Raw genomic sequence first — 26080 nt, forward strand, 5'->3', positions numbered from 1 at the left:
TGGTGACTCTGGCCGTCGGGGGGAGATGCCGCTCCCGCCCCTGATCTAGAGTCACCGCGAGGGGGCCGCAGCCGGCCCCGCAGCTGACCAGGGGAGCGCGTGGACCAGTACCAGTACCTGCTGCTGCTCGGCGGCTGCCTGCTGATCACCCTGCCCCTCGAGGTCGTGCTCGGCGCGCGCGTGTGGCGCCGTCCGCTGCGGCTGCTGGTGACGCTGCTGCCGGTCGTGGTCGTCTACTCGGTCTGGGACGTGCTCGCCATCGAGAGCGGCATGTGGGACTACAGCGAGCGCTACACGACCGGCGTCCTGCTGCCCTTCGCCATGCCCGTGGAGGAGCTGGCGTTCTTCGTGGTCATCCCGATCTGCGCCCTGCTGACCTACGAGGCCGTGGGCAACTCGCTGGCGGGCTGGCGCGCGCTGCGCGACGGGGCCGGGCTGCGCGAGGCGCTGCGGGTCGTGCGCGCCGGCGGCGACGACCGCCGTGCCGCCCCGGTCGACGCCCACGCGGGCGGGGCCGCCTGATGCTGCTCTACACCGTGCCGGCCGTGGCGTCGGTGGTGGTCGTGGTGCTGCTCGAGGTGCTGTGGCTGCGCACCGGGATCTTCCGCCGCTGGCAGTACTGGCTCTCGATGGCGATCGTCCTGGGCTTCCAGGTGCCGGTCGACGGCTGGCTCACCAAGCTCTCCGACCCGATCGTGCTGTACGAGGAGGCGGAGATGACCGGGGTCCGGGTGCCGTGGGACATCCCGGTCGAGGACTTCGCCTTCGGCTTCGGCATGGTCACCCTGGCCATGCTCGTCTGGATCCGCCTCGGTGACCGCGAGCGTCACCGCACCCCTCAGGAGACCGCGTGACCACCACGACCCGCCCCGCCGAGACCACCGCGCCCGCGGTGGACGTCGACGTGGACGCCGTGCCGACGGCCTTCGACGGGGTCGCCTCGACCTACGACCTGATGGTCGCGCTCAACCCCGGCTACCACGCCCACCTGCGCGCCTCCGCCGACGTGCTGGTGGCCTCGCTGCCGCGTCCCGCGGGCCGGCCGGTGCGGGTGGCCGACCTCGGCTGCGGCTCGGGCGCCAGCACGGCCGCGCTGGAGGCCGCGCTGCGCGACGCCGACCTCGACTACGAGCTGGTCGGTGTCGACGGGTCGGCCGGCATGCTCGCCCAGGCCCGCCGCAAGCCGTGGCGGGGCGTGGTCCGCTTCGTGCAGGGCAACGCAGAGACCCTCACCCCGGCCTCGCTGGGCGGCGACCGCCTGCCGTACGACGGCGTGTTCGCGGCGTACCTCTTCCGCAACGTGGAGGCCCGCGACCGCCTCGTCGCGCAGGTGCGCGACCTGCTGGTGCCCGACGGTGCGCTCGTCGTGCACGAGTACAGCGTGAAGGAGAGCCGCGCGGGCCGGGCCAAGTGGGACGTCGTGTGCTGGGGCGTGGTGGTGCCGCTGGGGCTGCTCACCGCCCCCCGCAGCGGCATCTACCGCTACCTGTGGCGCAGCGTGCTCGACTTCGACGGCGCCGAGGAGCTGCGCAGCCGCCTCGTCGCCGGCGGCTTCGACCGGGTGCGCAGCCGCACCTTCGGGGGCTGGCAGCGCGACGTGCTGCACACGTTCCTGGCCCGGCGTCCCGCCGCGTTCGGCGGCTGAGGTGCGCCTCGGGGGCTCCTCGGCCCGCCCGACGTCCGGCGCGAGCGCGCCCGGCGACCCCGGCGGCTGGCGCCCCGGCGCCGACCGGCGTGCGGTGTGGCACCCGCCGGTCGCGGCCGGCCGCGACGACGACGGCGGGCGCCACCACGTGGTGGTCGTCGGCGGCGGGGTCGCCGGCCTGGCCGCCGCCACCGGGCTCGCCGAGCGCGGCGTGCGGGTCACCGTGCTCGAGGCCGGTGCGCAGCTCGGCGGGCGGGTGGCCGCCTGGCCCACCGAGGCCGACGGGGGCGCCGCCACGATGAGCCGCGGCTTCCACGCCTTCTTCCGCCAGTACTACAACCTGCGGGCGCTGCTGCGCCGCACCGACCCCACCCTCGACCGGCTCCGGGCGGTGCAGGACTACCCGCTCAGCCTCGCCGGCGGCCCCACCGACTCCTTCACCGACATCCCCCGCACCCCGCCGCTGAACATCATGGCGTTCGTGGCGCGCTCCCCGAGCTTCCGGCTGCGCGACCTCGCCGCCGTGGACGTCGACGCCGCGATGGGCCTGCTCGACGTCGCCTTCCCGCGCACCTTCACCGACCACGACGGCACCAGCGCCGCCGAGGTGCTCGACCGCCTGCGCTTCCCCCACGACGCGCGTCACCTCGCCCTCGAGGTGTTCGCCCGCAGCTTCTTCGCCGACCCCCGTGACTTCTCCGGTGGCGAGCTGGTGGCGATGTTCCATGCCTACTTCCTCGGCTCCTCCGAGGGACTGCTCTTCGACGTGCCCGTCGACGACTACGACACCTCGCTGTGGGCGCCCCTGGGGGCCTACCTGCACACCCGCGGGGTGGAGGTGCGCACCTCCGCGCCCGCCGAGGCGCTGCACCTCGCCGACGGCGGCCCCGGCGGCTCCGGCGGACCTCTGGTCGTCGAGGTCGGCGGGACGTCGCCGGGCGAGGTCGTGGCCGACGCGGTGGTGCTCGCCACCGACCGCGCGCCGCTGCAGCGTCTCGTCGGCTCCGCGCCGTGGCTCGGCGACGAGCGCTGGCGCACGGCGCTGGCCGGGCAGGCCGCGGCGCCCCGCTTCGCGGTGTGGCGGCTCTGGTTCGACCGGCAGGTGGATCCCGGCAGCTCGCCGTTCCTGGCCACCAGCGGCTACGGCCCCCTCGACAACGTCTCCGTGCTCGAGCTGTTCGAGGACGGCGCCGCCCGCTGGAGCCGGCGCCACGGCGGGTCGGTCGTGGAGCTGCACGCCTACGCCGTGCCCGACGCGCCCGACGGCCCCGACGACGACGCGCTGCGGGCGCAGCTGCGCGCCGAGCTCGCGCGGATCCACCCCGAGCTGGACGGCGCCGCCGTGCTGCACGAGGAGTGGCTGGTGCGCCGCGACTGCCCCATGGTCGGCACCGACCCCTGGGCCGAGCGCCCCGGCGTGGTCACCCCCGACCCGCGCGTCGTGCTCGCCGGCGACGGCGTGCGGTGCGCGCTGCCGGTGGCGCTCATGGAGCGCGCCGCCACCACCGGCTGGCAGGCCGCCGACGCCCTCCTCGCCGGCTGGGACGTCGCCGGCCACGGCGTCTGGAGCGTCCCCGTCACCCCCCGCCACCGCGTCGTCCCCACCCTCCGCCGCGGCCTGGCCAAGGTCCGCCGCTAGCGGGCACGCGCAGCGCCTGACCCCGTTCGTCGGTCGGCAGGGCGCGCAGCGCCCGTGTCGAACCCCCGCAGCCCGCGTTGGGACTCGCCGTGCGCCAGTCCCAGCGGACAGGTGGCGTGGTCTCGATACACCTCGTCGCTGGCGCTCCTCGGCACTCGACCACCGAGAGGCGCCCGTTCTTCGGTCGGTAGGGCGCGCAGCGCGTGCCCCGTTCGTTTGGGCGGCTGGGCGCGCGCGCGACCCCGTTCGTTGGTTGAGCAGGGCGCGCTAGCGCCCGTGTCGAAACCTCCGCAGCCCGCGCTGGTACCGGCCGTGGCCGGGTCCCAGCGGCCGTTGGCGTGGTCTCGATACACCTCGTCGCTGGCGCTCCTCGGCACTCGACCACCGAGGAGGCGGCGCGGCCCCTCCGTCAGACGCCGTACGACTCCCCGCGGGAGCGGAGCTGGTAGGAGCGCTCGGCGTAGACCATGTCGTCGACCCAGAGGCGGCGGGCGGTGGACCGCATGGCCGGGCGCAGGAGGGGGGCGAGGTGGCGGGCGACGGCGAAGCCGGCGCGGTCGGAGGTGGCGACCGTGGCCTCCACCATCATCGTGCGCGGGTTGCCGGCGGCGTCGTGCCCGAGCGGGGTGGCGTGGGTCTCCACCACGCTGCCGGTGCCCTCGCCGTCGACGATCGTCATCACGATCGTGCGGGCGTCGGGGCAGGCAAACTCCGCGCGCACCGGCACGCCCCACGTGCGCGAGACCCGGAAGGTGACGTCGACGGTGAGCAGCTCGTCGGTGGTGGCCGACTCGTCGACGCTGAGGTGGCTGAACGCGTAGGGGTGGAACCAGGAGCCGTGCCAGGGGTCGAGCCGGTTGGCGAGGATGTCGCGCGGCTCGCAGGTGCCGGCCACCTCGACGACCGCCGCCACCGAGGCGGCGGGGTCGGGGCGGCGGGTGATCGCGGGGGCGGGCGCGGTGACCTCGCCCTGGGTGGGGATGCACACCCACAGCAGCACGCCGTCGTCGAGCGCCGCGTACGGCGTCCAGCCGGCGGCGCCGCCGGGGGGCAGGGACAGGCCGTGCCACCGGCACACGACCGCGTCACCCATCACCTCGCAGTCGGTGAGCAGCGCGCCGAGGTGGGGGCACGAGCCGGGGCCGGCCGCCACCCCGGTCGACGTGCGCCACAGCACCACCTCGCGCCCACCGACGCTGCGGGTCAGCGAGCGCTCGCCGAGGTCGCTGCTCGCGCCCACGCAGTACCAGCCGCCCGGGTCGGCGGCCAGGGCGGCCTCGAGCGAGCGGCGGATGCGGGCGGGCTTGGCCTCGCTCCACGACGGCGTGAGCTCGGTGCGCCGCGGCATCGGCCGCAGCTCCAGCGGCACCCGCGGCCGCACCGGCGCGGGCGACGTGCGGGCCTCCGGGGCGGGGGCGACCGGTGTCGCGCCGGGCCCGCGGCTGCCGAACGCCCGGGCGGCGACGGTGGCCTTGCGCCAGGTCGGCACCCGCACGCGGGAGGTGAACACGTCGTAGTCGGCGGCCTCGATGCGGTCGAGGATGCCGGAGTAGAGCACCCGGGCGGTGCGCACGCAGCGCTCCGAGGCGCCGGGCAGGTGCGGCAGGCCGGCGTCGGCCTCGCGGTAGAGCTCGCGGTTGCGGGCGACCTCGAAGCGCATCAGCTCGCGCCACTCGGGGGTCACCGCGCGCACCGCGGGGTCGGCGCCGAAGCGCTGCAGGTCCTCCTGCGGCAGGTAGACGCGGCCGCGCCCGAGGTCCTCGTCGACGTCGCGCAGGAAGTTGGTCAGCTGGAAGGCCAGCCCCAGCCGGCGCGCCGGCTCGTACGCCGCCGGGCTGGTCGGCTGCAGCACCGGCAGCATCATCTCGCCGATGACGGCCGCGGAGCCCTCCATGTAGTCGCACAGGTCGTCCCACGTGTCGTACGTCGTGGTGTGCAGGTCCTGGGCCATCGCGCCGAAGAACCGGTCGAAGCACTCGGGGTCGATGCGGGTGTCGATCACGGTGCGCGCCACCGCGGCCAGCACGGGGTCGTCGCTGGTGCCGGTGGCCACGGCGTCCTGGAAGCGCCGGCGGAACGTCTCGAGGGCGGCGGTGGTGGCCGGCACCCGGTCGCCGCGGGTCGCGCCGGCGTCGTCGACGATGTCGTCGGCGAGGCGGCACAGCGCGTAGACGGCGTGCACGTGGCGGCGCTGCGGGGCGGGCAGGATCGCCGCCCCCCAGTAGTACGTCGTGCCGTGGCGGCGGGTGAGCTCGGCGCAGCGGCGGTAGCCCTCGCGCAGCAGGTCCTGGCGCTCCTGCTCGCCGGAGGGTGCGGTGGGGGTGGGGAGGGTCGCGGTCATCGGCCCACCCGCTCGGCCGCCGGTCGCGCGGGGCGCGCCGGGGAGGGCAGGTAGGTGGTCACCCGCTCCGCGGCGAGCCGGCCCGACACCAGCACCATCGGCACGCCCACGCCGGGCGTCGTCCCGGAGCCGGCGAAGAACAGCCCCGGCACGCGCTTCTCGACGTTCGGCGGGCGGAACGGGCCGGTCTGGGGGAACGTGTGGGCCAGTGCGAACGGCGTGCCGCGCTCCATGCCCATGCGCTCCCAGTCGAGCGGGTCGACGAACTCCTCGGCGACGATGTCGGTGGGGTAGCCCTCCCGCTCGAGGAAGCGCAGCAGCGACTCGCGCATCGGCTCGCGGTGGCTGCGCCAGTCGACGACGCCGTCGAGGTTCGGCACCGGCTCCAGCACGTAGAGGGTGTGGGCGCCCTCGGGGGCCAGGCTGGGGTCGCTCATCGACGGCACGGTGACCAGCCGCGACGGGTCGGGCATCAGCTCGCCACGCTTGATCAGCGCGTCGAAGGAGCTGTCCCAGGCGTCGGCGAAGTGGATGTTGTGGTGGTGCACGCCCTCGGGCAGCGCACCGCGCGCGCCGACGTGCCAGACCACGGCCGAGGGGGAGTACTTGCCCTTGCGCACGGCGCGGTGGGGCTTGAGGTCGGGCAGCAGGTGGGCGTAGGCCACCGGCAGGTCGAGGGTGCACACGACGGCGTCGGCCATGATCCGCTCGCCGCCGTCGACCTCCACCCCGGCCACGGCGCCGTCGCCGCGGCGCAGCAGTCGTGTCACCGACGTGCCGTAGCGCAGCTCGGCGCCGCCGTCGGAGGCCGCCTGGGCCAGGGCCACCGGCACCTGGCTCATCCCGCCGTCGGGGAACCAGACGCCCTCGATGCAGTCCATGTAGGTGATCACGGCGTAGAGCGCCAGCGCGCTGGAGGGCGGCAGGCCGGCGTACATGGCCTGGAAGGTGAACAGCCGCTGCAGGCGGTCGTCGTCGAAGCGGCGGCGCACGGCCGGGCCGAGACGGCCGAAGCCACCCATCGCCACGAGGCGCGCGGCCGCGCCGGGGGAGGCGAGCAGGTCGAGCGGCGAGTCGAAGTTCTTGTCGATGAAGTGGGGCATCTCGACGTCGTAGAGCTTGCGCAGCCAGTCGACGAAGCCGTCGAAGGCCTGGGCGTCGTGGGCGCCGCTCTTCGCGGCGATCTCCTCGCGCATGGCCTCGTGGCCGTACTTGACCAGGATCTCGCTGCCGTCGGAGTAGCTCGCGCGGTAGCCGGGGTCGAGGCGGCGCATGGGCAGCAGGGTCTCGAGGTCGCCGCCGGCGGCGGAGACCACGTCGTCCAGCAGGCCGCGCATGGTCAGCACGGTGGGGCCGGTGTCGAAGGTGAAGCCGTCGCGGTGGATGCGCCCGGCGCGCCCGCCCGGGATGGGCTCGCGCTCCACGACGGTGACCTCGTGGCCGCTGCCGGAGAGGTGGCAGGCGGTGGCGAGGCCCGCGAGGCCGCCGCCGATGACGACGACGCTGCTCACTGCTGCCTCCACGCGACGCGACCGGCCACGGCGGTGAGTCCCTCGACGCCGTCGGCGCTGAGCACCGTGGGGTCGAGCCGGTCGACCGCCTCGCGCACCCGCTGGTCGACCAGCACCTCGATCTCGTCTCGCACTCCTGTGCTCACCATGGCCTCCTCGAGCGTCGTCACATCGGATTCGTCGTGCTGGTGGGTGCGCACCCGCGCCAGGGCGCGGGCGGCGGCACCGTCGAGGCGCTGCTCGGCCAGGGCCAGCAGCACCGTGGCCTTGCCGGCGCGCAGGTCGTCGGCGACGGGCTTGCCGGTCACCGCGGGGTCGCCCCACACCCCGAGCAGGTCGTCGCGCAGCGCGAACGCCTCGCCGAGCAGGTGGCCGTAGCCGCTGAGCGCCCGCAGCGCCGACGCCTCGGCCCCGGCGAGCGTCGCACCGAGCTCGAGCGGGCGCTGCACCGTGTAGGCCCCCGACTTGGCGCGGGCGACCTCGAGGGCGCGCTCCAGCGCGTCGGGGCCGTGGCCGGCGGCGGCGCCGGACAGGTCACGGGCCTGCCCGCGCACCAGCTCCACGCAGGTGCGCCACCACAGGCGTCGTACGTCGGGCGCCAGCCCGGCCACCAGCGCGTCGGCCTCCGCGTGGCCGAGGTCGCCGACCAGCACCGCGACGCTCTCGCCGTAGCGCGCGGCGTCGTCGCGGCCGCCGGCGGCGACGTGGCGCTCGCGGGCGGCGAGGTGGGCCGCGGGCCGGCCGCGCCGGGTGGCCGAGCCGTCCATCACGTCGTCCTGCACCAGCCCGAAGGCGTGCAGGAGCTCGAGGGCCGCGCCGAGGCGCACCAGCTCGGGGTGGCCGACCTGGCCCGGGTCGCGCTCGGCGCCGCCGGCGGCGACCCAACCCCAGTGGGCCAGCAGCGGGCGGAAGCGCTTGCCGGCGCCGAGGACGACGTCGGCCAGCAGCTCGGGCAGGTCGTCGGCGCCGAGCACGGCGTCGTCGGCGGTGCTGGCGCCGTGCCACTCGTGGGCCAGCGCCGCCATGCACGTGGTGAGCAGGCCGTCGACGGCAGCGAGGGTGTCGGTCGCCGACGGGGCGGCGGTCGCGGTGTCCGGCACCACCGACAGCGACCTCATCGGGTCCCGCCGCCGGGGTGGGCGAGGCTCGGGGCGCGGTCGCCCAGCACCTGCTCGGCGAGGTCGGGGCCGAGCTCGCGGGCCTGCAGCACCAGCCACGGGCTGAACGCGACAGGGGCGCTGGTGACGGCGGCGTGCAGGTCGGCCCACGGGATCCAGGCGTGCTCGGCGACCTCGCTCGGGTCGGGGTCGAGGGCGAGGTCGGGCTCGACGACGGTGACGTGCACCGGGCACACCTCGTGCTCCACGACGCCGCTGGCGTCGACGGCGCGGTAGCGGAAGTCGGGCAGCACCGTGACCACGTCGTGCACGGTGGCGCCGAGCTCCTCGGCCGTGCGCCGGCGCACGGCGTCGGCGACGGCCTCCCCGGGCCGCGGGTGGCCGCAGCAGGAGTTGGTCCACACCCCGGGCCACGCCTGCTTGCCGAGCGCGCGGCGGGTCACCAGCGTGCGGCCGTCGGGGTCGAGCAGGTGCAGCGAGAACGCGAGGTGCAGCGGCGTCGTGGTGGTGTGCACGGCCAGGCGCGGGGCCTGCCCGGTGGGCCGGCCGTCGTCGTCGAGGAGCACCACCGCGTCGTGCTCGGCGGCGGAACGGGCAGGTGGTGCCATCGTGGGGACCTCTCGGCAGGGTGTGCGGCGGCCGGCGGGTCGCGGTGGCCACCCCGGGCTGCTGGGTCGACGGTAGCCCCCGGTTCCCCACCCGCTCACACCCTTGTGGTCATGGTGCGCCCGGGGTCCTGCTGCTCTCTCCTGGCGCTCCCCCACGTGTCGGCCGCGTGTCCGCCGTGCGTACGTCGGGGCGCGTGGCGCGGGTTGTCGGCGTCGGTCACAGTGGGCCCATGACCACCCCACCCGCCGTCGCGCCGGGGCGGGCGGCCGCGGCGACCGTGCGCCACCTGACCAAGGTCTACGGCACCGGCGAGGCCGCCGTGCGCGCCCTCGACGACGTGAGCCTCGACCTGCTGGCCGGGGAGTTCACCGCGGTGATGGGCCCCAGCGGCTCGGGCAAGTCGACGCTGATGCACTGCTGCGCGGCGCTCGACACCGCCGACAGCGGCTCGGTCGTGGTCGGGGAGCACGACCTGTCGCGCCTCGGCGACAAGGAGCTGACCCGGCTGCGTCGCGACGACATCGGCTTCGTCTTCCAGTCCTTCAACCTGGTACCGACGCTGACTGCGCAGGAGAACGTCGTGCTGCCCCTGTCGATCGCCGGGCGCCGGCCCGACCCGGCGTGGTTCGACGAGGTCGTGGAGACCGTGGGGCTGCGCGGCCGCCTCCACCACAAGCCCTCCGAGCTGTCGGGCGGCCAGCAGCAGCGCGTCGCGGTGGCCCGGGCGCTGGTGAGCCGCCCGCGCATCGTCTTCGCCGACGAGCCCACCGGCAACCTCGACTCCCGCTCGGGCGCGGAGGTGCTCGAGCTGCTGCGCCGCAGCGTCACCCAGCACGGCCAGACCGTCGTGATGGTCACCCACGACCCCGTCGCGGCCGCCTGGACCGACCGGGTGGTGTTCCTCGCCGACGGGCGGGTGGTGGAGGAGATGCGCGCGCCCACCCGCGACGCCGTGCTGGCCGTGATGACCCGGGTCTCCGACGTGTCGCCGCCGCCCCGGCCCGGGGCCCGCTGAGGTGTGGCGCGCGACCCTGGCCAGCCTGCTCGGCCGCAAGTGGCGCCTGCTCTCGAGCGCGTTCGCGGTGGTGCTGGGCGTCGCCTTCGTCTGCGGCACCCTCGTGCTCTCCGACACCCTCGGCAAGAGCTTCACCGCACGCTTCGCCTCCAGCGTCGGCGACGTGGTCGTGCAGCCCCGCAGCGACCTCGACGTCGATCCCACCATCGCGACCGCCCCCACCGTGCCGGCCGGGGCCCTCGACGCGCTCGCCGACCTGCCGGGAGCGGCGCGCGTCGACGGGCAGGTCAGCGCCGGCGGGGTCTACGTCATCGACGGCGACGGCAAGCTGGTCGGCGGCCAGGGCCCGCCGGCCCTCGGCGGCGCGTGGTCGCAGGCGCCCGCGGCGGGGGGCCTGCAGGGGCTCGAGATCACCGCGGGCCGTGAGCCGGAGCAGGCCGGCGAGGTGGTCCTCGACGACGTGACGGCCGAGCGCGCGGGCTACGCCCTGGGCGACGAGGTGCTGCTCAACCTCAGCACCTCCAGCGACCCCACGCTGCGCGCACGCCTGGTCGGGCTCACGGCGTACGTCGACGGCGGCTCGCTCAACGGCTCCACCCTCGCACTGTTCGACCTGGCCACCGCCCAGGACCTCTTCCTCGACGGCCGCGACGCGTTCACCTCGGTGTGGGTCACCGCCGCGGACGGCACCTCGCAGGCCGAGCTGCGCACCGCGGTGGCCGAGCGGCTCGCGGCCGCGGGGGCAGGGGAGGGCCTGGAGGCGGTGGAGGGCCTGGAGGCGGTGGAGGGCGACGTGCTGGCCGAGGAGCAGGCCAGCCGGCTGCTGGAGGCGCTGGGCTTCCTCACCACGTTCCTGCTGATCTTCGCCGGCATCGCGCTCGTCGTCGGGAGCTTCCTCATCGTCAACACCTTCTCGATGCTGGTCGCCCAGCGCAGCCGCGAGCTGGCGCTGCTGCGGGCCCTGGGCGCGTCGCGTCGGCAGGTGACCCGATCGGTGCTGGTGGAGGCGCTGCTCCTGGGCCTGGTCGGCTCCGCGCTCGGCACGGCGCTGGGCTACGCCCTGGCGCTCGGCATCCGCGAGGTGTTCGCGTCGTTCGGCATCGACCTGTCCGGCACGGGCCTGGTGTTCGCGCCGCGCACCGTGCTGGCGTCGTTCGGCGTCGGGGTGCTGGTGACCCTCGCCGCGGCCTGGCTGCCGGCGCGCCGGGCCTCCCGGGTGGCGCCCGTGGAGGCGCTGCGCGACGACGTGGCGCTGCCGGAGTCGGCGCTGCGCCGCCGCTGGCAGGCCGGGTTGGCGCTGGTGCTGCTCGGCGGCGGCGCGTTGGCCGTCGGGCTGCTGGTGGTGCCCCCGTACGTCGGGTGGTGGGTCGGGCTGGGCGTGCTGGCGGTGCTGCTCGGCGTGGCGGCCGCCAGCCCCGTGCTGAGCCGGCCGTTCCTGGTGCTCGCCGCACGGGTGCTGGGGCGGGTGTTCGGCTCGGTGGGCCGGCTCGCCGGGCAGAACTCGCTGCGCAACCCGCGGCGCACCACCGCCACCGCCTCGGCGCTGATGATCGGCCTCGCGCTGGCCGGCACGATGGCCATCGTCGGCGCCTCGGCCAGCGCCACGGTCGACGAGACCATCGCCGAGCAGTTCGTCGGCGACTACGTCGTCAGCGGTCCGCTGCAGCGCCCGATCAACCCCGCCGTGGCCGACGAGATGGCGCAGGTCGAGGGGGTGAGCGCCGTCGTGCGTCAGCGCTACGCGCCGGTGCGGGTGGGGGATCGCACCACCGGCATCAGCGCCGTCGACCCGGAGGTGCTCGTGCGCGCGGTGTCGCTCGACGTGCTGACCGGCTCGCTGGCCGACCTCGGCGACGACCGGGTGCTGCTGACCGACGAGTACGCCGAGGAGGAGGGCCTCGCCGTCGGCGACGACGTCGCGGTCACCTTCCCCGAGGGCGAGCGGCGCCTCGAGGTCGTCGGCACCTACGAGGCGACGCCGTTCGTGCCGTTCCCGCTGCTCACCTCGCTGACCACGCTCGAGGACGCCGGCTACCCCGCGGCCGACAACCTGGTGACCGTCGAGGTCGGCGACGGCGCCGACGGCGCCGACAGCTCCGACGCCGGCGACCCGGCCGGGGTGCAGGAGCGCCTGGAGGCGGTGGTGGCCGACCTGCCGACGGTCACGGTGCTCGACCAGAACGAGTTCGCCGCGCAGCAGCGCGAGCCCATCGACCAGCTGGTGCGCATCGTGTTCGCGCTGCTCGGCCTGGCGCTGGTCATCGCCGTGCTCGGCATCGTCAACACCCTGGCCCTGTCGATCCTCGAGCGCACCCGCGAGGTGGGCCTGCTGCGCGCGATCGGGGTGAGCCGGGCGCAGCTGCGCGCCATGGTGACGCTGGAGTCGGTGGTGATCGCGGTGCTCGGCGCGGTGCTGGGTGTGGTGCTGTCGGTGGTCTTCGGGATGGCGCTGATGCGCTCGCTGCGCGACGAGGGCCTCGACGTCATCGACGTGCCCTGGGGCCAGCTGGGGCTGTTCCTGGTCGCGGCCGTGGTGGTGGGTGTGCTCGCCGCCGTGCTGCCGGCGCGCCGGGCCGCCCGCCTCGACGTGCTGCGCGCGATCTCCCGGGAGTGAGCCGGGGCCCCGGAGCGTCGTGGCGGCGGGCTCAGTCGCCGGTGCCGGCGGCGGTGCCGGTGCCGGCGGCGGCGGGAGCCGGGGTGCGCACACCGTTGGTGGCGGGGTCGAGCTGGGGCTCCAGGCGCAGCACCGCCAGGGCCGAGCAGAGCAGGCAGCCCACGACCAGCATCGCGATGTAGACCTCGCTCAGGTCGTGACCGATGAGGAACCCCGTCACCGGCGGGGCGATCACGGCGGCGAGCTGGAACGACGCCGAGCTCAGCGCGTTGTAGCGCCCCCGCAGGTGGTCGGGGGCCAGGTCGTTGACCAGCGCCGGGATGGTCGGCTGCAGGAGGGTCTCGCCGAGGGCGAACACCGAGGCGCAGGCGGCCACCAGCAGGGTGGCGCCGAGGGTGCCGGCCACCAGGCCGGTGCCGCCGAGCAGCAGCCACGACAGCGCCCACACCACGCCCATCACCGCGATCACGCGGGTGCGCCGGTAGCCCTCGATGCGCTGGAGCACCACCAGCTGCAGGACCACGATGACCAGCGTGTTGGCCGCGAACGCGAAGCCGAGGCCGCGGGTGGAGACCTCGCCGACGGCGCGGGCGAACGCCGGCATGCCGGTGTTGAGCTGGGAGTAGCCGACGAACGACGACACGAAGCCCAGCGCCATCACCGACGCCACGGCCGGGCGGCGCAGCACCACCAGGTAGCCGACGGACTCACCGGCGGTCACCGGGTCGTGGGCCGGGCGACCGGCGACGTGGCGCAGCGGCACGGCCAGCACGAGCAGGGCGGGCAGGTAGCTGGCGGCGTCGGCGAGGTAGATGACCTGGAAGGTGATCGCCCGCTCGACGTCGACGAAGACCCCGCCGACGATGCCGCCGATCCCGATGCCGAGGTTGAGCAGGGTGAAGTTGAGCCCGAAGTAGCGCTGGCGCACCGAGGCGGGGACGACCGCGGAGATGAAGCTCTGCGAGGCCGGGAACGAGACCCCGAACGCCACGCCGTTGAGCGTGAGGGCGACGCCGGCCACCGCCAGGCTGGAGGAGAACGCCAGCAGCGTGTTCCCGGCCACCAGCATCAGCAGCGAGGCCATCAGGATGCGCCGCGCGCCGAGCCGGTCGATCGCGGCGCCACCGGGGCCCACCACGAGGAAGCCCACGAGCGGCGGCAGCGCCAGGAGCAGGCCGACGTCGGCGAGCGCGAAGCCGCGCACCTCGACGAGGTAGACCACCTGGAACGGCAGCACCAGGCCGGTGCCGAAGAACTCCAGCACCACCACCGACAGCAGCAGCCGGCCCTCCCGCGGCAGGTCGTGCCAGAAGGACGCGAGGGTCGGGCGGTCGGGCCGGGGCGCGGGGGAAGCGGTGCTCATCTCGTGCCTGAGTCTCGCAGGCGCCACCGACGCCGCGCACGCGGGATTCGGACGTCGCCGTGCCCGCCGCGCCGCAGTCCCGGCCGCAGTCCCACGCGCAGTCCCACGCGCAGTCCCACGTACGCCGCCGGCCCCGCCGTCCGGGGTGGACGACGGGGCCGGCGGGTGCGGGTCGCGGGGATCAGCGGCGCTTCTCGGCCTTGCCCTCGCGCTTGACGCGGTGGCGCAGCTGGAAGATGCGCATGGAGCCGATGATGCCGGCCAGCAGCATGCCGGCGACGGTCGCGATGAGCAGCGCCGCGGCCTGCGGCACCTCCGCCTCCCACGGCAGGAACGCCACGGTCACGGTCTCGGTGTTCTGCACGATGAAGATGATGATCAGCACCAGCACGACGATCAGGGCGATCAGCCCCGCCCACAGCCCGCTGGTGCGGGAGCGGCGCAGCGGGTCGTGGTTCTTCGACGTGCCGCCGTCCGGCTGGTGACGCCGGTCGTCGACGGGCAGCGCCTCGCCGCGGGGTGCGTCGGTGCCGGTCGTGTCGCCGGTGCCGTGCGTGGTGGGCGTGGGGTCGGTCGGGCCTGTCGTCATGGTGGTCCTCCGGTGTCGCGGTGGGTGTGGCCGTCGCTGCGGCCGTGGGTGTCGCTGGTGTGGCGGTGGCGCGGGGCCCGGGTCAGGCCGTGGCGCGGGCCAGGGCCTCGAACTCGTCGTCGGTCAGCTCGATGCCGGCCGCGGCGGTGTTCGACTCCAGGTGCTCGACGCTCTTGGTACCCGGGATCGGCAGCATCACCGGCGAGCGGCGCAGCAGCCACGCCAGCGCGAGCTGCGACGGGGTGGCGTCGTGCTCCTGCGCGGCGGCGGCCAGGGGGCCGTCCTCCTGCGACAGGGCGCCGGTGGCCAGCGGGAACCACGGGATGAAGCCGATGTCCGCGCGCTCGCAGTGCTCGAGGAGGTCCTCGGCGCTGCGGTCGGCCAGGTTGTAGAGGTTCTGCACCGTCGCGATGGTCGCGACCTGCTGGGCGGCCTGCAGCTGGGTGACGTCGACCTCGGAGAGGCCGAGGTGGCGCACCTTGCCCTCCTGCTGCAGCTCGGCGAGCACGCCGACCTGCTCCTCGAGGGGGACGTCGGGGTCGACGCGGTGGAGCTGGAACAGGTCGATGGCCTCGACGCCGAGGCGGCGCAGGCTCAGCTCGCACTGCTGGCGCAGGTACGACGGGCGTCCCACGGGGATCCACTCGCCGGGACCGGTGCGGGTGAGGCCGGCCTTGGTGGCGATGACCACGTCGTCGGCGTACGGGTGCAGCGCCTCGCGCAGCAGGTCCTCGGCCACCTCGGGGCCGTAGGAGTCGGCGGTGTCGAAGAAGGTGGTGCCGAGCTCGACGGCGCGGCGCAGCACGGCGACGGCGCCGTCGTGGTCCTTCGGCGGGCCCCAGACGCCCTCGCCGGTGAGCTGCATGGTGCCGTAGCCCAGACGGACGACGGGGAGGTCGCCGCCGATGCGGAAGGTGCCCGAGGGACGGGCGCTGGTGGTCTCGGTGCTGGACGTGTCGGTCATGTCATCTCCTGCTCGGAGCGGTCGCCCGCCCAGGTCGTGTGGAAGGTGCCCTCGCGGTCGACCCGCTGGTAGGTGTGGGCGCCGAAGTTGTCGCGCAGGCCCTGGATCAGCGCGGCGGGCAGGCGCCCGCGGCGCAGGCCGTCGAAGTAGGCCAGCGACGAGGCGAACGCAGGGGTCGGCACGCCGGCCTGCGCGGCGGTGGCCACCACGTCGCGCCAGGAGTCGACGCCCTGGGTGACGGCCTCGGCGAAGTACGGGGTGGTCAGCAGCGTCGTCAGGTCGGGCTCGTCGCTGTAGGCCTCCTTGATGCGGTCGAGGAACTGCGCGCGGATGATGCAGCCGCCGCGCCAGATCGTGGCCACCTGCCCGAGGTCGACGTCCCAGCCGTGCGCCTCGGCGCCGGCGGCGATCTGGTCGAAGCCCTGGGCGTAGGCGACGACCTTGGAGGCGTAGAGCGCGGCGCGCACCTGGTCGACGAACACGTCGCGGTCGATCTCGACCTTGTGGGCCTCGGAGGTGGTGGAGAACATCTCGCGGGCGGCCTCGCGCTGCGCGACGTGGCCCGAGAGGCTGCGCGCGAAGGTGGCCTCGGCGATGCCGGTGATCGGCACGCCGAGGTCGAGCGCGCTCTGCACGGTCCAGCGTCCGGTGCCCTTCTGCTCGGCCTGGTCGAGCACCACGTCGACGAACGGCTTGCCGGTGGCGGCGTCGGTGTGGCGCAGCACGTCGGCGGTCATCTCGATGAGGAACGACTCGAGGTCGCCGCGGTTCCACTCGTCGAAGACGTCGGCGATCTCGGCGGGCTCGAGGCCCGCCACGCTGCGCAGCAGGTCGAAGGACTCCGCGATCAGCTGCATGTCGGCGTACTCGATGCCGTTGTGCACCATCTTCACGAAGTGCCCGGCGCCGTCGGGGCCGACGTGGGCGGAGCACGGCGTGCCGTCGACCTGGGCGGCGATCGACTCCATCACCGGCCCGAGGTGGGCGTAGGCGTGGTCGGACCCGCCGACCATGATCGAGGGCCCCGCGAGGGCGCCCTCCTCCCCGCCCGAGACGCCCATGCCGACGAAGTGCAGGCCCAGCTCCTCCAGCGCGTGCTGACGGCGCAGGGTGTCGGCGAAGTGGGCGTTGCCCGCGTCGACGACGATGTCGCCCTCGTCGAGCAGGGGGGCCAGCTCGTCGATGACGGCGTCGGTGGCCTCGCCGGCCTTCACCATCACCAGCACCGTGCGGGGGCGGCTGATGGAGGCGACGAAGTCCTCGAGGGTCTCCGACGGCACGAAGTCGCCCTCGTCGGAGAACTCCTCCATCAGCCCGGTCGTGCGGGCGGCGCTGCGGTTGTGCACGGCGATCGTGTGGCCGTGGCGGGCGATGTTGCGGGCGAGGTTGCGGCCCATGACGGCGAGGCCGGTCAGGCCGATCGTGGCTCGTGGCTCCATGGCACTACGCAACCACGCCTCGAGGGACGCTGTTCCCCGCAAAGGGGTGAGTGGCGCGCCGTCACCGGGCCCGGGTCGGGGCTCAGAACACGTTGAGCGGGCGGAACTGCACCGAGACCCGGGGCCCGGCGCAGGCCACCTTCGGCACCGCGTGCTCCCAGGTGCGCTGGCAGGAGCCGCCCATCACCAGCAGGTCGCCGTGGCCGGTCTCGAACGTCAGCGTCGGCCCGCCGCCGCGCGGGCGCAGCTGCAGGCGCCGGGGGTCGCCGAGCGACACGATCGCCACCATCGTGTCGTGGGTGCTGCCGCGCCCGATGGTGTCGCCGTGCCACGCGACGCTGTCGCGGCCGTCGCGGTAGTAGCAGCAGCCCGCCGTGCGGAAGGGCTCGCCCAGCTCGTCGCGGTAGTGGTCGCTCAGCGCGTCGCGAGCGGCCTCGAGGCCGGGGTGGGGCAGGGCCTCGCCCACGAAGTAGGTGTGCAGCAGGCGCGGCACGTCGACGAGGCGGTCGTACATCTGGCGCCGCTCGGCGCGCCACGGCACGTCGCCGACCAGGGTGGCGAACACGTCGTCGGGCTCGGGCAGCCAGCTGCGGTGCACGTCGACCCACGCACCGTGGTCGAGCCGGTGGCGCTGCACCGCCGACAGGTCGAGGGCGTCGGTGGCCGGCGCCTCGAACAGCGACGACTGGAAGTCCATGCGCCGATGCTAGCGCCTCGGGTCGAACACGCGTTCGACGTGCGACCGTGCGGGGTGCGGCGTGTCGTCAGGAGGTGTGGTTGAGCAGGGTGCGCGTCATCTGCTCCACGGTCTCGTCGGCGAGGGCGTCGAGCTTGCGGCGCAGCAGCACCGGGGCCACCAGCGACACCAGCCGGCCGAACTCGAAGTCGGCACGGTAGTGCACCTGCGTGGCCGAGCCGTCGCCCGCCCGGGTGAACGTCATCGTGTCGTACGTCGTGGCCGTGTCGTTGGTGCCGCGGAAGCGCAGCCGGCGGGGCTCGTCGACCTCCACCGTCTCGTAGGTCAGCTCCACCTGGCGGCCCAGGAACTCCGACCGGTTGGCATAGGTCGTGCCGACGCCGCCGTCCCCCGCGGTGCGGGTGGTCGAGACGGTGCCGGGGTCCCACGCCTCGGTGTGGGTGAAGTCGGCGAGGTAGGTGAAGACGGCCTCGACGGGACGGGGGACGGTGAAGGTGCGCTCGACGTGCATGGGGCGAGCCTAGGAGCACCCCGGGGGCGGCGGGCGGTCCGCGTCCCACCGGGCGGCCCACCGGGCGTCCCAGTGGGTGTCCCCGTGGGGGACAACAGCGGGACAGGCCCCCCGGGGCGTCCCTATGCTCGCGACGTGGACCACGTGGGGGTGTCTGACGGGCGCGGGCTGAAGCACGTCGCCGTGCGCGAGTACGTGCGGTCGCTGGTGACGGGGTGCGCCCCGGGCTCGGCGGCGCCGTCGGAGCGCGAGCTCGTGCAGCGGTTCGGGGTGGCGCGGATGACGGTGCGCCAGGCCATGGACGCGCTGGTCGCCGAGGGGCTGCTCGAGCGGATGCCCGGGCGCGGGACGTTCGTGGCGAGCCCGCGGCCCGCGCCGCACCGACGCATCACCGGCTACACCGAGGAGATGGCGCGCCGTGGCCTGCTCGGGGAGTCGCAGACCCTGCTGGCGCGCCGCGAGCAGGCCGGCCCGGGGGTCGCCCGCGCGCTGGGCCTCACCGAGGGCGACCCCGTCATCCACTGGCGGCGCCTGCGCCGGGCCGACGGCAGCCCGATGTGCCTCGAGGACGCCTACCTCACCGAGGTGCTGCTGCCGGGGTTCCTGCAGAGCGGGATGCCGACCAGCCTGTACGAGGCGCTGGAGGCCCGCGGGCTGCGCCCCACCTGGGCCGAGGACTCCGTCGCCGCCGACCTGGCGAGCCCCGAGGAGTCGGCGCTGCTCGAGGTCGGCCCCGACACGGTGGTCCTGCGGCACTCGCGCCGCGCGCTGGCCGGTGACAAGGTCGTGGAGGTCTCGCGCAGCGTCTACCGCGCCGACCGGTTCACCCTGCGGGTGCAGCTCGGCGCCGAGGACTGAGCCCGGTCCGTCGCGCGCGCCGGGCCGGTCAGGCCGGGCGCCACTCGCCGAGGCGGCCCAGCGCGGCCACGGCCACCCCGGTCTCCTCGCACACCCAGCGCGGGTCGGGGCCGCCGAGGTCGGGCTGGATGTAGAGCGAGTGCTCGTCGACGTCGGGGCAGCCCAGGCACAGCGGCCAGCGGCCCACGGTCTCCAGCAGCGCGTCCTGCACGTCCTGGGCGACCAGGCCGGCGACGTACTGCGACCCCTCGGGCCACTGCTCGGCCCACCACAGGCGCGCCGAGACGGCGTCCTCGAGGGCCGAGACCGCGTCCGGGGTGGCGTGGTCGCGGGCCAGGAGGTCGGCCAGCACCCGTGCCCTGGCATCGAACAGCAGCACATTGTCCACAGGCCCATCATGCTCCCGTTTCAAAGCACGCCCCGAGCGGGCACGTCCTGGGGGTGGGTGCGTCCGGCGCCCACGACTACTCGGGAGGTGGACGGATGGGACTTGTCGACGGTGGGACGCTGGCCGTGGAGAGCTGGGCCGACATGTGGCAGGTGACGGCGACGATGGACGCGGTCGCCGACCAGGAGGGCGCGGTCGTGGCCCACGCCCAGGAGTGGGTGGCGCGCCGCGACGGCTTCGCTCCCAGCCCGGTGTGCGTGCTGCAGCCGCTGGCGCTGGGGATGGACCTGCTGCACGCCGCCTTCGGCCGCCTCGACGAGGAGTTCTCCGCCGGCTGGGCCCACACCCGGGCCGCGCTGGTGGAGGCCCTCGGCGCCCTGGAGGCCTCCGACCTGGCCGCCGCGGGGCAGGCCGCCGCGGTCGGCGCCGACGTCGCCGCCACCGACCTCGCGGGCCTGCTCGGGGTCCCGGCGGGTCCGGCGGGTCCGGCGGGCCCGGCTGCGGGCGAGGTGGCGTCGTGAGCGCCACGCCGCTGGTCGACCCGTCCCTGCCCGCGCCCGCCGAGCGCGACCCCGAGCTGCGCCACGACGCCACCTTCGAGTCGTGGGACCGCGCGTTCTCCGCGATGCGCGACACCGTCAACCTCGGCGTGCGGGTGCTCAACCACGCCGGCGCGGGCCTGCCCCTGCTGCCCGGGGGCAGCCTGGAGGACCTCGTCGTCACCCCGCTCAGCGGTGACTACACCGCCATCCGGCAGAACGCCGACGCCTGCGCCACCAGCGCCGAGGCGTGGACCACCGTCGCGGGCAACCTCGACCGGCTGGCCCTCCACGTCGCCGTGGGCTGGCAGGGTCTGGCCGGGCTCGCGTGCGCGGGGCGGCTCGAGGCGTTCGCGCTGGCCGGGCGCGGCATCGGGCTGGCCGTCGGCAGCGGGGCGGCGGTGTTCGAGTCGGTCGCCGACGCCTGCGAACGGCTCGGCGTCGAGGTGGAGCACCTCGTGGTCGAGCTCGGCAAGGCGCTGGCGCGGCTGGTGCGCAAGCTGGCGACCCGGGCGTCGGGGCCGGGCGGCTGGGCGGCGTTCGGCCTCGAGCTGGCCACGAAGGGACTCGACGCGGTGATGGACGTCGTCGACGACGTCCGCCTGGTCGTCGACCTCGTCGACCGGCTGCTCGAGCTGGTGGAGGTCGTGCCGCAGTGGGCCGAGCAGCAGCGCCAGCGCCTGGCGGTGCTCGCCGAGCTGCCCGGGATGCTGCCGTGAGCGCCGACCCGGAGGCCCGGCTGGCGCAGGTGCTGGCCCGGGCCGAGGCGACGCTGCGCCGGGCCCGGCGCCTCGACCGGGGCTCGCTGCCCGCCGGGGTGGACGCGGCCATGCGGCGGGCCGCCGACGGCGGGACTCCGGCGCAGCGCCGGCTGGCCGACGACGTCGCCCGCGGTGCCACCACGTGGGAGACCGTGTGGCGCGAGCCGGGCGCCCACGGGCGTGCGGGGGTCGGGCTGGTGCGGGCCGCGGTGGTGGCGGTGGCGCAGGCGACGACCGCCGAGGTCACCGCGACCGACAGGCCCCGACGCGCCTCACCGCCGGGCGTGCTGGGCGCGCCCGACCGGCGTCCCGGTGGCCCGGGCACGACCGGCGGCCCCGCTGGGGGGAGGGCCGCCGGTCACCCGGGCGCCGGGCCCGGGGGCCGCTGAGCCGGCCCGCCGTCCCGCCCCGACGTCCGCCCCCACGTCTGCCCCGGCGTCCCGCCCTGACGGGGCGGCGGGGCGCGTTGTGGGGGTGCCGTCGGGAGTCCTAGGGTCGGTGCGTGTCAACGCCGACGCACGATCCCGACAAGTCCGACCTCCTGGCCGCCGCTGCTGCGGTGGCCCGCACCGGCACGGGATCGGGCGGCCCGCCGCACGACGACGTGGGCGAGCTGCTGGCGGCCTACTACCGCCACGTCGCCGCCGAGGACCTCGCGGGTCGCAGCGACGTGGACGTCTACGGCGCGCTGGCCTCCCACTTCCGCCTCGCCTCCGACCGGCCGCAGGGCACCGCCGCCGTGCGGGTGCACACCCCGACGCTGGCCGAGCACGGCTGGTCGGCGGGCGGGCGCACCGTCGTGGAGGTCGTCACCGACGACATGCCGTTCCTGGTCGACTCCCTCACCATGGAGCTGGCCCGCCGGCTGCGCGACGTGCACCTCGTGGTGCACCCCCACGTCGACGTCGTGCGCGACATCACCGGCGCCCTGCAGCACGTCGAGGTCGTCGACGACGGCGCCGTGCGTCCGGCCGGCGAGGCCCAGCGCGAGTCGTGGATGCACGTCGAGATCGACCGGGTGCCCGACGGCCCGCGTCGCGGCGACGGTGCCGACGGCGGCGCCGATGACGGGGAGGTGCACGCGGAGGCGCTGGTCGCCGACGTCCAGCGGGTGCTGCGCGACGTGCGCGAGGCGGTGGAGGACTGGTCGCGCACCCGCGGGCGGATGCTCGAGGTCGTCGACGAGCTGCGCGCCGACCCCCCGCCGCTGGACGCCGACGAGGTGCGCCAGGGTGCCGAGCTGCTGGAGTGGCTCGCCGACGACCACTTCACCTTCCTCGGCTACCGCGAGTACCGCCTCGAGCGCGACGGCGACGACGAGCTGCTGCGCGCCGTCCCCGGCACCGGGCTCGGCATCCTGCGCGCCGACCAGGACCGGTCGACGTCCTTCGGCCGGCTGCCCGAGGCGGTGCGGGCGCGGGCCCGCGAGAAGACGCTGATGGTGCTGGCGAAGGCCAACTCGCGCTCCACCGTGCACCGACCGGCCTACCTCGACTACGTCGGCGTCAAGTCCTTCGACGCCGCCGGCGAGGTGGTGGGGGAGCGCCGCTTCCTCGGCCTGTTCTCCTCCACGGCGTACGCCGAGTCGCTCACCCGCATCCCGCTGCTGCGCGAGCGCGCCGCGGCGGTGCTGCGCCGCAGCGGCTTCGACCCCCGCAGCTACGCCGGGCGGGCGCTGATGGACACCCTGGAGACCTACCCGCGCGACGAGCTGTTCCACACCAGCGTCGAGGAGCTCGCCCCGCGCGCCGAGGCCGCGATGCACGCGCGCGAGCGCCGCGCGGTGCGCACGATCATCCGCCGCGACACCTACGGCCGCTACGTCTCGGTGCTCGTCTACCTCCCGCGCGACCGCTACAACACCGCGGTGCGCGAGCGCTTCTCGCAGATCCTGCTCGACCGGCTGCACGGCGACTCGGTGGAGTTCACGGTGCGGATCAACGAGTCCACCACCGCCCGGGTGCACTTCGTGGTGCACCTGCCCGCCGAGGTGCTCGAGGGCCCCGCGCTGCCCGACGTCGACACCACCGACCTGGAGCGGCGCCTCTCGGAGGCCAGCCGCAGCTGGCGCGACGACTTCGCCGCCGCCGTGGTGGCCGAGCACGGCGAGGGCGCCGGCTCCCGCCTCGGGCGGCGCTACGTTGACTCCTTCCCGGAGGCCTACAAGGAGGACTTCTCGGCCCGCACCGCCGCGATCGACCTCGGCCGCCTGGAGGCCATCACCGGCGACGAGGGCCTCGACCTGTCGCTCTACCAGCCCCTGGACGCCGGTCGCGGCGAGGCGCGGCTCAAGGTCTACCGCGTCGGTGAGCCGCTGAGCCTGTCGCGCGTGCTCCCGATGCTGTCGTCGCTGGGCCTCGAGGTCGTCGACGAGCGGCCCTACCGCCTCGACGGCCTGGAGCGGGCGTCGTACGTGTACGAGTTCGGCCTGCGCTACGGCCGTGAGCTGCCCGAGCACGCCCGCGACGACTTCGAGGACGCGCTGCGCGCGGTGTGGGACGGCCGCAGCGAGATCGACGGCTTCAACACGCTGGTGCTGGCCGCCGGTCTGGAGTGGCGCCAGGCGATGGTGCTGCGGGCCTACGCGCGCTACATGCGCCAGGGCGGCTCGCCGTTCGGCCAGGACTCCGTGGAGGCGGCGCTGCGCGACAACGTCGACCTGACCCGGCTCGTGGTGCAGGTCTTCGAGGCCCGCTTCGACCCGGCCCGGCGCGAGGCCGACGGTGGTCGCGAGGGCGAGCTGGTCGCCCGCTTCGAGCGGGCGCTCGAGGACGTCGCCAGCCTCGACCACGACCGCATCCTGCGCTCCTACCTCGCCCACGTGCGGGCGACGCTGCGCACCAACTACTTCCAGCGCGACACCGACGGCCGGCCCAAGGCCTACCTGTCGCTCAAGCTCGACCCCCGCGGCGTCCCCGACCTGCCGCAGCCGCGGCCCCGCTTCGAGATCTTCGTGTACTCCCCGCGCGTCGAGGGGGTGCACCTGCGCTTCGGCTCGGTGGCCCGCGGCGGCCTGCGGTGGTCCGACCGGCGCGACGACTTCCGCACCGAGGTGCTCGGCCTGGTCAAGGCGCAGATGGTGAAGAACACCGTGATCGTGCCGGTGGGCGCGAAGGGCGGCTTCTACGCCAAGCAGCTGCCCGACGCCGGCGACCGGGAGGCCTGGCTGGCGGAGGGCGTGGCCTGCTACACCACGTTCATCCGCGGCCTGCTCGACCTCACCGACAACCTCGTCGACGGCGCCACGGTGCCGCCGGCCGACGTCGTGCGCCATGACGGCGACGACTCCTACCTCGTGGTCGCCGCCGACAAGGGCACCGCGACGTTCTCCGACATCGCCAACGGCATCGCCGCCGACTACGGCTTCTGGCTCGGCGACGCCTTCGCCTCGGGCGGCTCGGTGGGCTACGACCACAAGGCCATGGGCATCACCGCCCGCGGCGCGTGGGTCTCGGTGCAACGCCACTTCCGCGAGCGCGGCGTCGACTGCCAGCGCGAGGAGTTCACCTGCGTCGGCATCGGCGACATGAGCGGCGACGTCTTCGGCAACGGCCTGCTCTGCTCGCCGACCACCCGTCTCGTGGCGGCCTTCGACCACCGCGACATCTTCCTCGACCCCGATCCCGACCCCGCGGCGTCGTACGCCGAGCGGCAGCGCCTCTTCGCCCTGCCCCGCTCGAGCTGGCAGGACTACGACACGTCGCTGATCTCGTCGGGCGGCGGCGTGTGGTCGCGCTCGCTGAAGTCGGTGCCGGTCAGCGAGCCGGTGCGCCGGGCGCTCGGCCTGGCCGACGACGTCGAGCGGCTCGCGCCCACCGAGCTGATGCGCGCGATCCTGCGCGCCCCGGTCGACCTGCTGTGGAACGGCGGCATCGGCACCTACGTCAAGGGCTCGGAGGAGACCCATGCCGAGGCCGGCGACAAGGCCAACGACGCCATCCGCGTCGACGGTCGCGAGGTGCGGGCGCGCTGCGTGGGGGAGGGCGGCAACCTGGGCCTGACCCAGGCCGGTCGCATCGAGTACGCCCTCGCCGGCGGCCAGGACGGCGGCGGCGCGATCAACACCGACTTCATCGACAACTCCGCCGGGGTCGACACCTCCGACCACGAGGTCAACATCAAGGTGCTGCTCGACCGGGTGGTGGCCGCCGGCGACCTCACCACGAAGCAGCGCAACGAGCTGCTGGCCGAGATGACCGACGAGGTCGCCGCGCTGGTGCTCGCCGACAACTACGACCAGAACCTGGCCCTGGCCAACGCCGCCGACCACGCCCCCGCGCTGCTGCACGTGCACGAGGACTGGATGCGCCGCCTCGAGCGCGACGGCGTGCTCGACCGGGCCATCGAGGGGCTCCCGTCGAGCCGCGAGGTGCGCCGCCGCCTCGACCGCCGCGAGGGGCTCACCGTGCCCGAGCTGGCGGTGCTGATGGCATGGACCAAGATCGTGCTGGCCGACGCGCTGCTCGACTCCGACCTGCCCGACGACCCCTACCTCGGCACCGACCTGCTGGGCTACTTCCCGACCCCGATGCGCGAGCGGTTCGCCGCCCAGATCCAGGACCACCCGCTGCGCCGCGAGATCATCGTGACGCAGGTGGTGGGCGACCTGGTCAACGGCGCCGGGATGACCTTCTGGCCCCGGCTGGGCGGCGAGACGGCGGCCGGCCCCGCCGACCTCACCCGGGCCAACTTCGTGGCCCGCGAGATCTACGGCTCCCTCGGCCTGCGCGAGGAGCTGGCCGGGCTCGACAACACCCTCGACGCGCGGCTGCAGACCCGGATGCGCCTGGAGATGCGCACCCTGGTCGAGCGGGCCTCGCGCTGGCTGGTGGTCAACCGCCGACCGCCGCTGGACAGCTCCGCGACCGTCGAGCGGTTCCGCGACGCGGTGCAGACCACGATGGCGCGTCTGCCCGAGCTGATGACCGGCCGCGAGCTCGAGGCGTTCCAGGGCCGGCGCGACCGGCTGGTCGAGCAGGGCGTCGACGCCGACCTCGCCACCCGGGTGGCGGTGCTGCAGCCGGCGTACGTCGTGCTCGGCGTCGTGGACGTGTCGCTGCGCGACGACCTCGACCCGGTGGAGGTGGCGCGGGTGCACTTCGCGCTGGGGGAGCGGCTGGGCCTGCCCGCCCTGGTGGAGCGGATCCTGGCCCTGCCCCGCGACGACCGGTGGCAGACGATGGCCCGCGCCGCGCTGCGCGACGACCTGCACGCCGTGCACGTGCAGCTCACCGGCCAGGTGCTGGCCGCCACCACGCCGGAGGGCTCGGCGACCGCCCGCATCTCGACGTGGGAGGACGACGAGGCCGCGCTGGTGGGCCGCGCCGCGACCACGCTGCAGGAGATCTGCTCCGACGACACCGCCGACCTCGCCCGGATGTCGGTCGCGCTGCGCGTCGTGCGGGGGCTGCTGGCGACCTGAGGTGGGCCGACGGGGCGCAGGCACGGGCACGGGAGACGAGGGGCGCGCACGGCACAA

At 75.1% G+C, this 26080-nt stretch carries 21 protein-coding genes and 1 pseudogene; 11 read left to right on the top strand and 11 right to left on the bottom strand.

Annotation, left to right across the window (positions count from 1 at the left end):
- Positions 1 to 99: 99 nt before the first annotated feature.
- From AC4OR8_RS07405 to AC4OR8_RS07420, 4 genes are read left to right on the top strand one after another with little or no spacing between them, the layout of a single operon-like run.
- The gene (locus tag AC4OR8_RS07405) at positions 100 to 522 is read left to right on the top strand and encodes a lycopene cyclase domain-containing protein (RefSeq protein WP_492164897.1); all 423 of its coding nucleotides are present in this window, start codon (positions 100 to 102) and stop codon (positions 520 to 522) included.
- Positions 522 to 854, top strand: coding sequence for a lycopene cyclase domain-containing protein (locus tag AC4OR8_RS07410; protein ID WP_492164898.1), 333 nt, complete (start codon positions 522 to 524; stop codon positions 852 to 854). Before AC4OR8_RS07405 ends, AC4OR8_RS07410 begins: the two co-directional genes overlap by 1 nt.
- Complete coding sequence (locus tag AC4OR8_RS07415; RefSeq protein ID WP_492164899.1) at positions 851 to 1645, top strand: class I SAM-dependent methyltransferase; 795 nt, start codon at positions 851 to 853, stop codon at positions 1643 to 1645. The genes AC4OR8_RS07410 and AC4OR8_RS07415 overlap by 4 nt, the downstream gene beginning before the upstream one ends.
- 1 nt (position 1646) lies before the next feature.
- Complete coding sequence (locus AC4OR8_RS07420) at positions 1647 to 3284, top strand: FAD-dependent oxidoreductase (RefSeq protein ID WP_492164900.1); 1638 nt, start codon at positions 1647 to 1649, stop codon at positions 3282 to 3284.
- 409 nt (positions 3285 to 3693) lie between these two features.
- Here the strand turns inward: AC4OR8_RS07420 and AC4OR8_RS07425 are convergent, their stop codons facing one another.
- The 4 genes and pseudogenes from AC4OR8_RS07425 to idi all read right to left on the bottom strand — a co-directional run bounded on the left by AC4OR8_RS07425 (position 3694) and on the right by idi (position 8862).
- A complete protein-coding gene (locus AC4OR8_RS07425) occupies positions 3694 to 5625 on the bottom strand; it encodes a DUF5914 domain-containing protein (protein ID WP_492164901.1) in 1932 nt (643 codons plus the stop codon).
- Positions 5622 to 7313 carry a phytoene desaturase family protein gene (locus AC4OR8_RS07430; protein ID WP_492165313.1) on the bottom strand — a complete coding sequence of 564 codons (1692 nt, stop codon included), beginning with the start codon at positions 7311 to 7313 and terminating at the stop codon, positions 5622 to 5624. The genes AC4OR8_RS07425 and AC4OR8_RS07430 overlap by 4 nt, the downstream gene beginning before the upstream one ends.
- Positions 7307 to 8254 (bottom strand): annotated as a pseudogene (locus AC4OR8_RS07435) (polyprenyl synthetase family protein); the annotation flags it as partial. The gene AC4OR8_RS07430 and the pseudogene AC4OR8_RS07435, both read right to left, overlap by 7 nt.
- Positions 8251 to 8862 carry an isopentenyl-diphosphate Delta-isomerase gene (gene idi / locus AC4OR8_RS07440; protein WP_492164902.1) on the bottom strand — a complete coding sequence of 204 codons (612 nt, stop codon included), beginning with the start codon at positions 8860 to 8862 and terminating at the stop codon, positions 8251 to 8253. The gene idi and the pseudogene AC4OR8_RS07435, both read right to left, overlap by 4 nt.
- Positions 8863 to 9092: 230 nt before the next feature.
- On the opposite strand from idi, the gene AC4OR8_RS07445 reads away from it, so the two are divergent.
- Both AC4OR8_RS07445 and AC4OR8_RS07450 read left to right on the top strand, forming a co-directional pair.
- Entirely contained in the window at positions 9093 to 9878 is a 786-nt protein-coding gene (locus AC4OR8_RS07445) for an ABC transporter ATP-binding protein (RefSeq protein WP_492164903.1), read from the top strand.
- A gap of 1 nt (position 9879) precedes the next feature.
- Entirely contained in the window at positions 9880 to 12492 is a 2613-nt protein-coding gene (locus tag AC4OR8_RS07450; protein WP_492164904.1) for an ABC transporter permease, read from the top strand.
- A gap of 31 nt (positions 12493 to 12523) precedes the next feature.
- Here the strand turns inward: AC4OR8_RS07450 and AC4OR8_RS07455 are convergent, their stop codons facing one another.
- From AC4OR8_RS07455 to AC4OR8_RS07480, 6 genes are all read right to left on the bottom strand, one after another.
- Positions 12524 to 13855: an MFS transporter gene (locus AC4OR8_RS07455; protein WP_492164905.1), complete on the bottom strand. Its 1332-nt coding sequence runs from the start codon at positions 13853 to 13855 to the stop codon at positions 12524 to 12526.
- A 181-nt stretch (positions 13856 to 14036) separates the two neighbouring features.
- Positions 14037 to 14444, bottom strand: a complete 408-nt coding sequence (locus tag AC4OR8_RS07460) for a LapA family protein (protein WP_492164906.1) — start codon at positions 14442 to 14444, stop codon at positions 14037 to 14039.
- Positions 14445 to 14526: 82 nt separating this feature from the next.
- On the bottom strand, positions 14527 to 15408 hold the full coding sequence (locus AC4OR8_RS07465) for an aldo/keto reductase (protein ID WP_492164907.1): 882 nt from the start codon (positions 15406 to 15408) through the stop codon (positions 14527 to 14529).
- The gene (gnd, locus tag AC4OR8_RS07470; protein ID WP_492164908.1) at positions 15405 to 16847 is read right to left on the bottom strand and encodes an NADP-dependent phosphogluconate dehydrogenase; all 1443 of its coding nucleotides are present in this window, start codon (positions 16845 to 16847) and stop codon (positions 15405 to 15407) included. Before gnd ends, AC4OR8_RS07465 begins: the two co-directional genes overlap by 4 nt.
- 82 nt (positions 16848 to 16929) lie before the next feature.
- Positions 16930 to 17544 (bottom strand): alpha-ketoglutarate-dependent dioxygenase AlkB, encoded by a 615-nt coding sequence (locus AC4OR8_RS07475; RefSeq protein WP_492164909.1) that lies wholly within the window; start codon positions 17542 to 17544, stop codon positions 16930 to 16932.
- A gap of 67 nt (positions 17545 to 17611) precedes the next feature.
- Positions 17612 to 18055 (bottom strand): SRPBCC family protein, encoded by a 444-nt coding sequence (locus AC4OR8_RS07480; RefSeq protein WP_492164910.1) that lies wholly within the window; start codon positions 18053 to 18055, stop codon positions 17612 to 17614.
- Positions 18056 to 18190: 135 nt separating this feature from the next.
- Between AC4OR8_RS07480 and AC4OR8_RS07485 the strand changes: the two genes are divergently transcribed.
- Positions 18191 to 18913: a GntR family transcriptional regulator gene (locus tag AC4OR8_RS07485; protein WP_492164911.1), complete on the top strand. Its 723-nt coding sequence runs from the start codon at positions 18191 to 18193 to the stop codon at positions 18911 to 18913.
- A 28-nt stretch (positions 18914 to 18941) separates the two neighbouring features.
- Here AC4OR8_RS07485 and AC4OR8_RS07490 read toward each other — a convergent pair whose 3' ends face one another.
- A complete protein-coding gene (locus AC4OR8_RS07490; RefSeq protein WP_492164912.1) occupies positions 18942 to 19301 on the bottom strand; it encodes a DUF8819 family protein in 360 nt (119 codons plus the stop codon).
- Between the two features lie 95 nt (positions 19302 to 19396).
- Here AC4OR8_RS07490 and AC4OR8_RS07495 point away from each other — a divergent pair, with 95 nt between their 5' ends.
- The 4 genes from AC4OR8_RS07495 to AC4OR8_RS07510 all read left to right on the top strand — a co-directional run bounded on the left by AC4OR8_RS07495 (position 19397) and on the right by AC4OR8_RS07510 (position 26023).
- On the top strand, positions 19397 to 19822 hold the full coding sequence (locus AC4OR8_RS07495) for a hypothetical protein (protein WP_492164913.1): 426 nt from the start codon (positions 19397 to 19399) through the stop codon (positions 19820 to 19822).
- Positions 19819 to 20559, top strand: a complete 741-nt coding sequence (locus tag AC4OR8_RS07500; RefSeq protein WP_492164914.1) for a hypothetical protein — start codon at positions 19819 to 19821, stop codon at positions 20557 to 20559. The genes AC4OR8_RS07495 and AC4OR8_RS07500 overlap by 4 nt, the downstream gene beginning before the upstream one ends.
- Positions 20556 to 20990 (top strand): hypothetical protein, encoded by a 435-nt coding sequence (locus AC4OR8_RS07505; protein WP_492164915.1) that lies wholly within the window; start codon positions 20556 to 20558, stop codon positions 20988 to 20990. The genes AC4OR8_RS07500 and AC4OR8_RS07505 overlap by 4 nt, the downstream gene beginning before the upstream one ends.
- A 113-nt stretch (positions 20991 to 21103) precedes the next feature.
- Positions 21104 to 26023 (top strand): NAD-glutamate dehydrogenase, encoded by a 4920-nt coding sequence (locus AC4OR8_RS07510; protein ID WP_492164916.1) that lies wholly within the window; start codon positions 21104 to 21106, stop codon positions 26021 to 26023.
- Positions 26024 to 26080 lie beyond the last annotated feature (57 nt).

This window comes from Nocardioides sp. FY1077, from assembly GCF_058681775.1.

Coding starts and splice junctions, on each gene's coding strand:
- AC4OR8_RS07410 (WP_492164898.1), top strand. CDS start 522: ATGCTGCTCTACACCGTGCCGGCCGTGGCGTCGGTGGTGGTCGTGGTG.
- AC4OR8_RS07425 (WP_492164901.1), bottom strand. CDS start 5,625: ATGACCGCGACCCTCCCCACCCCCACCGCACCCTCCGGCGAGCAGGAG.
- idi (WP_492164902.1), bottom strand. CDS start 8,862: ATGGCACCACCTGCCCGTTCCGCCGCCGAGCACGACGCGGTGGTGCTC.
- AC4OR8_RS07445 (WP_492164903.1), top strand. CDS start 9,093: ATGACCACCCCACCCGCCGTCGCGCCGGGGCGGGCGGCCGCGGCGACC.
- AC4OR8_RS07455 (WP_492164905.1), bottom strand. CDS start 13,855: ATGAGCACCGCTTCCCCCGCGCCCCGGCCCGACCGCCCGACCCTCGCG.
- AC4OR8_RS07460 (WP_492164906.1), bottom strand. CDS start 14,444: ATGACGACAGGCCCGACCGACCCCACGCCCACCACGCACGGCACCGGC.
- AC4OR8_RS07465 (WP_492164907.1), bottom strand. CDS start 15,408: ATGACCGACACGTCCAGCACCGAGACCACCAGCGCCCGTCCCTCGGGC.
- gnd (WP_492164908.1), bottom strand. CDS start 16,847: ATGGAGCCACGAGCCACGATCGGCCTGACCGGCCTCGCCGTCATGGGC.
- AC4OR8_RS07475 (WP_492164909.1), bottom strand. CDS start 17,544: ATGGACTTCCAGTCGTCGCTGTTCGAGGCGCCGGCCACCGACGCCCTC.
- AC4OR8_RS07480 (WP_492164910.1), bottom strand. CDS start 18,055: ATGCACGTCGAGCGCACCTTCACCGTCCCCCGTCCCGTCGAGGCCGTC.
- AC4OR8_RS07495 (WP_492164913.1), top strand. CDS start 19,397: ATGGGACTTGTCGACGGTGGGACGCTGGCCGTGGAGAGCTGGGCCGAC.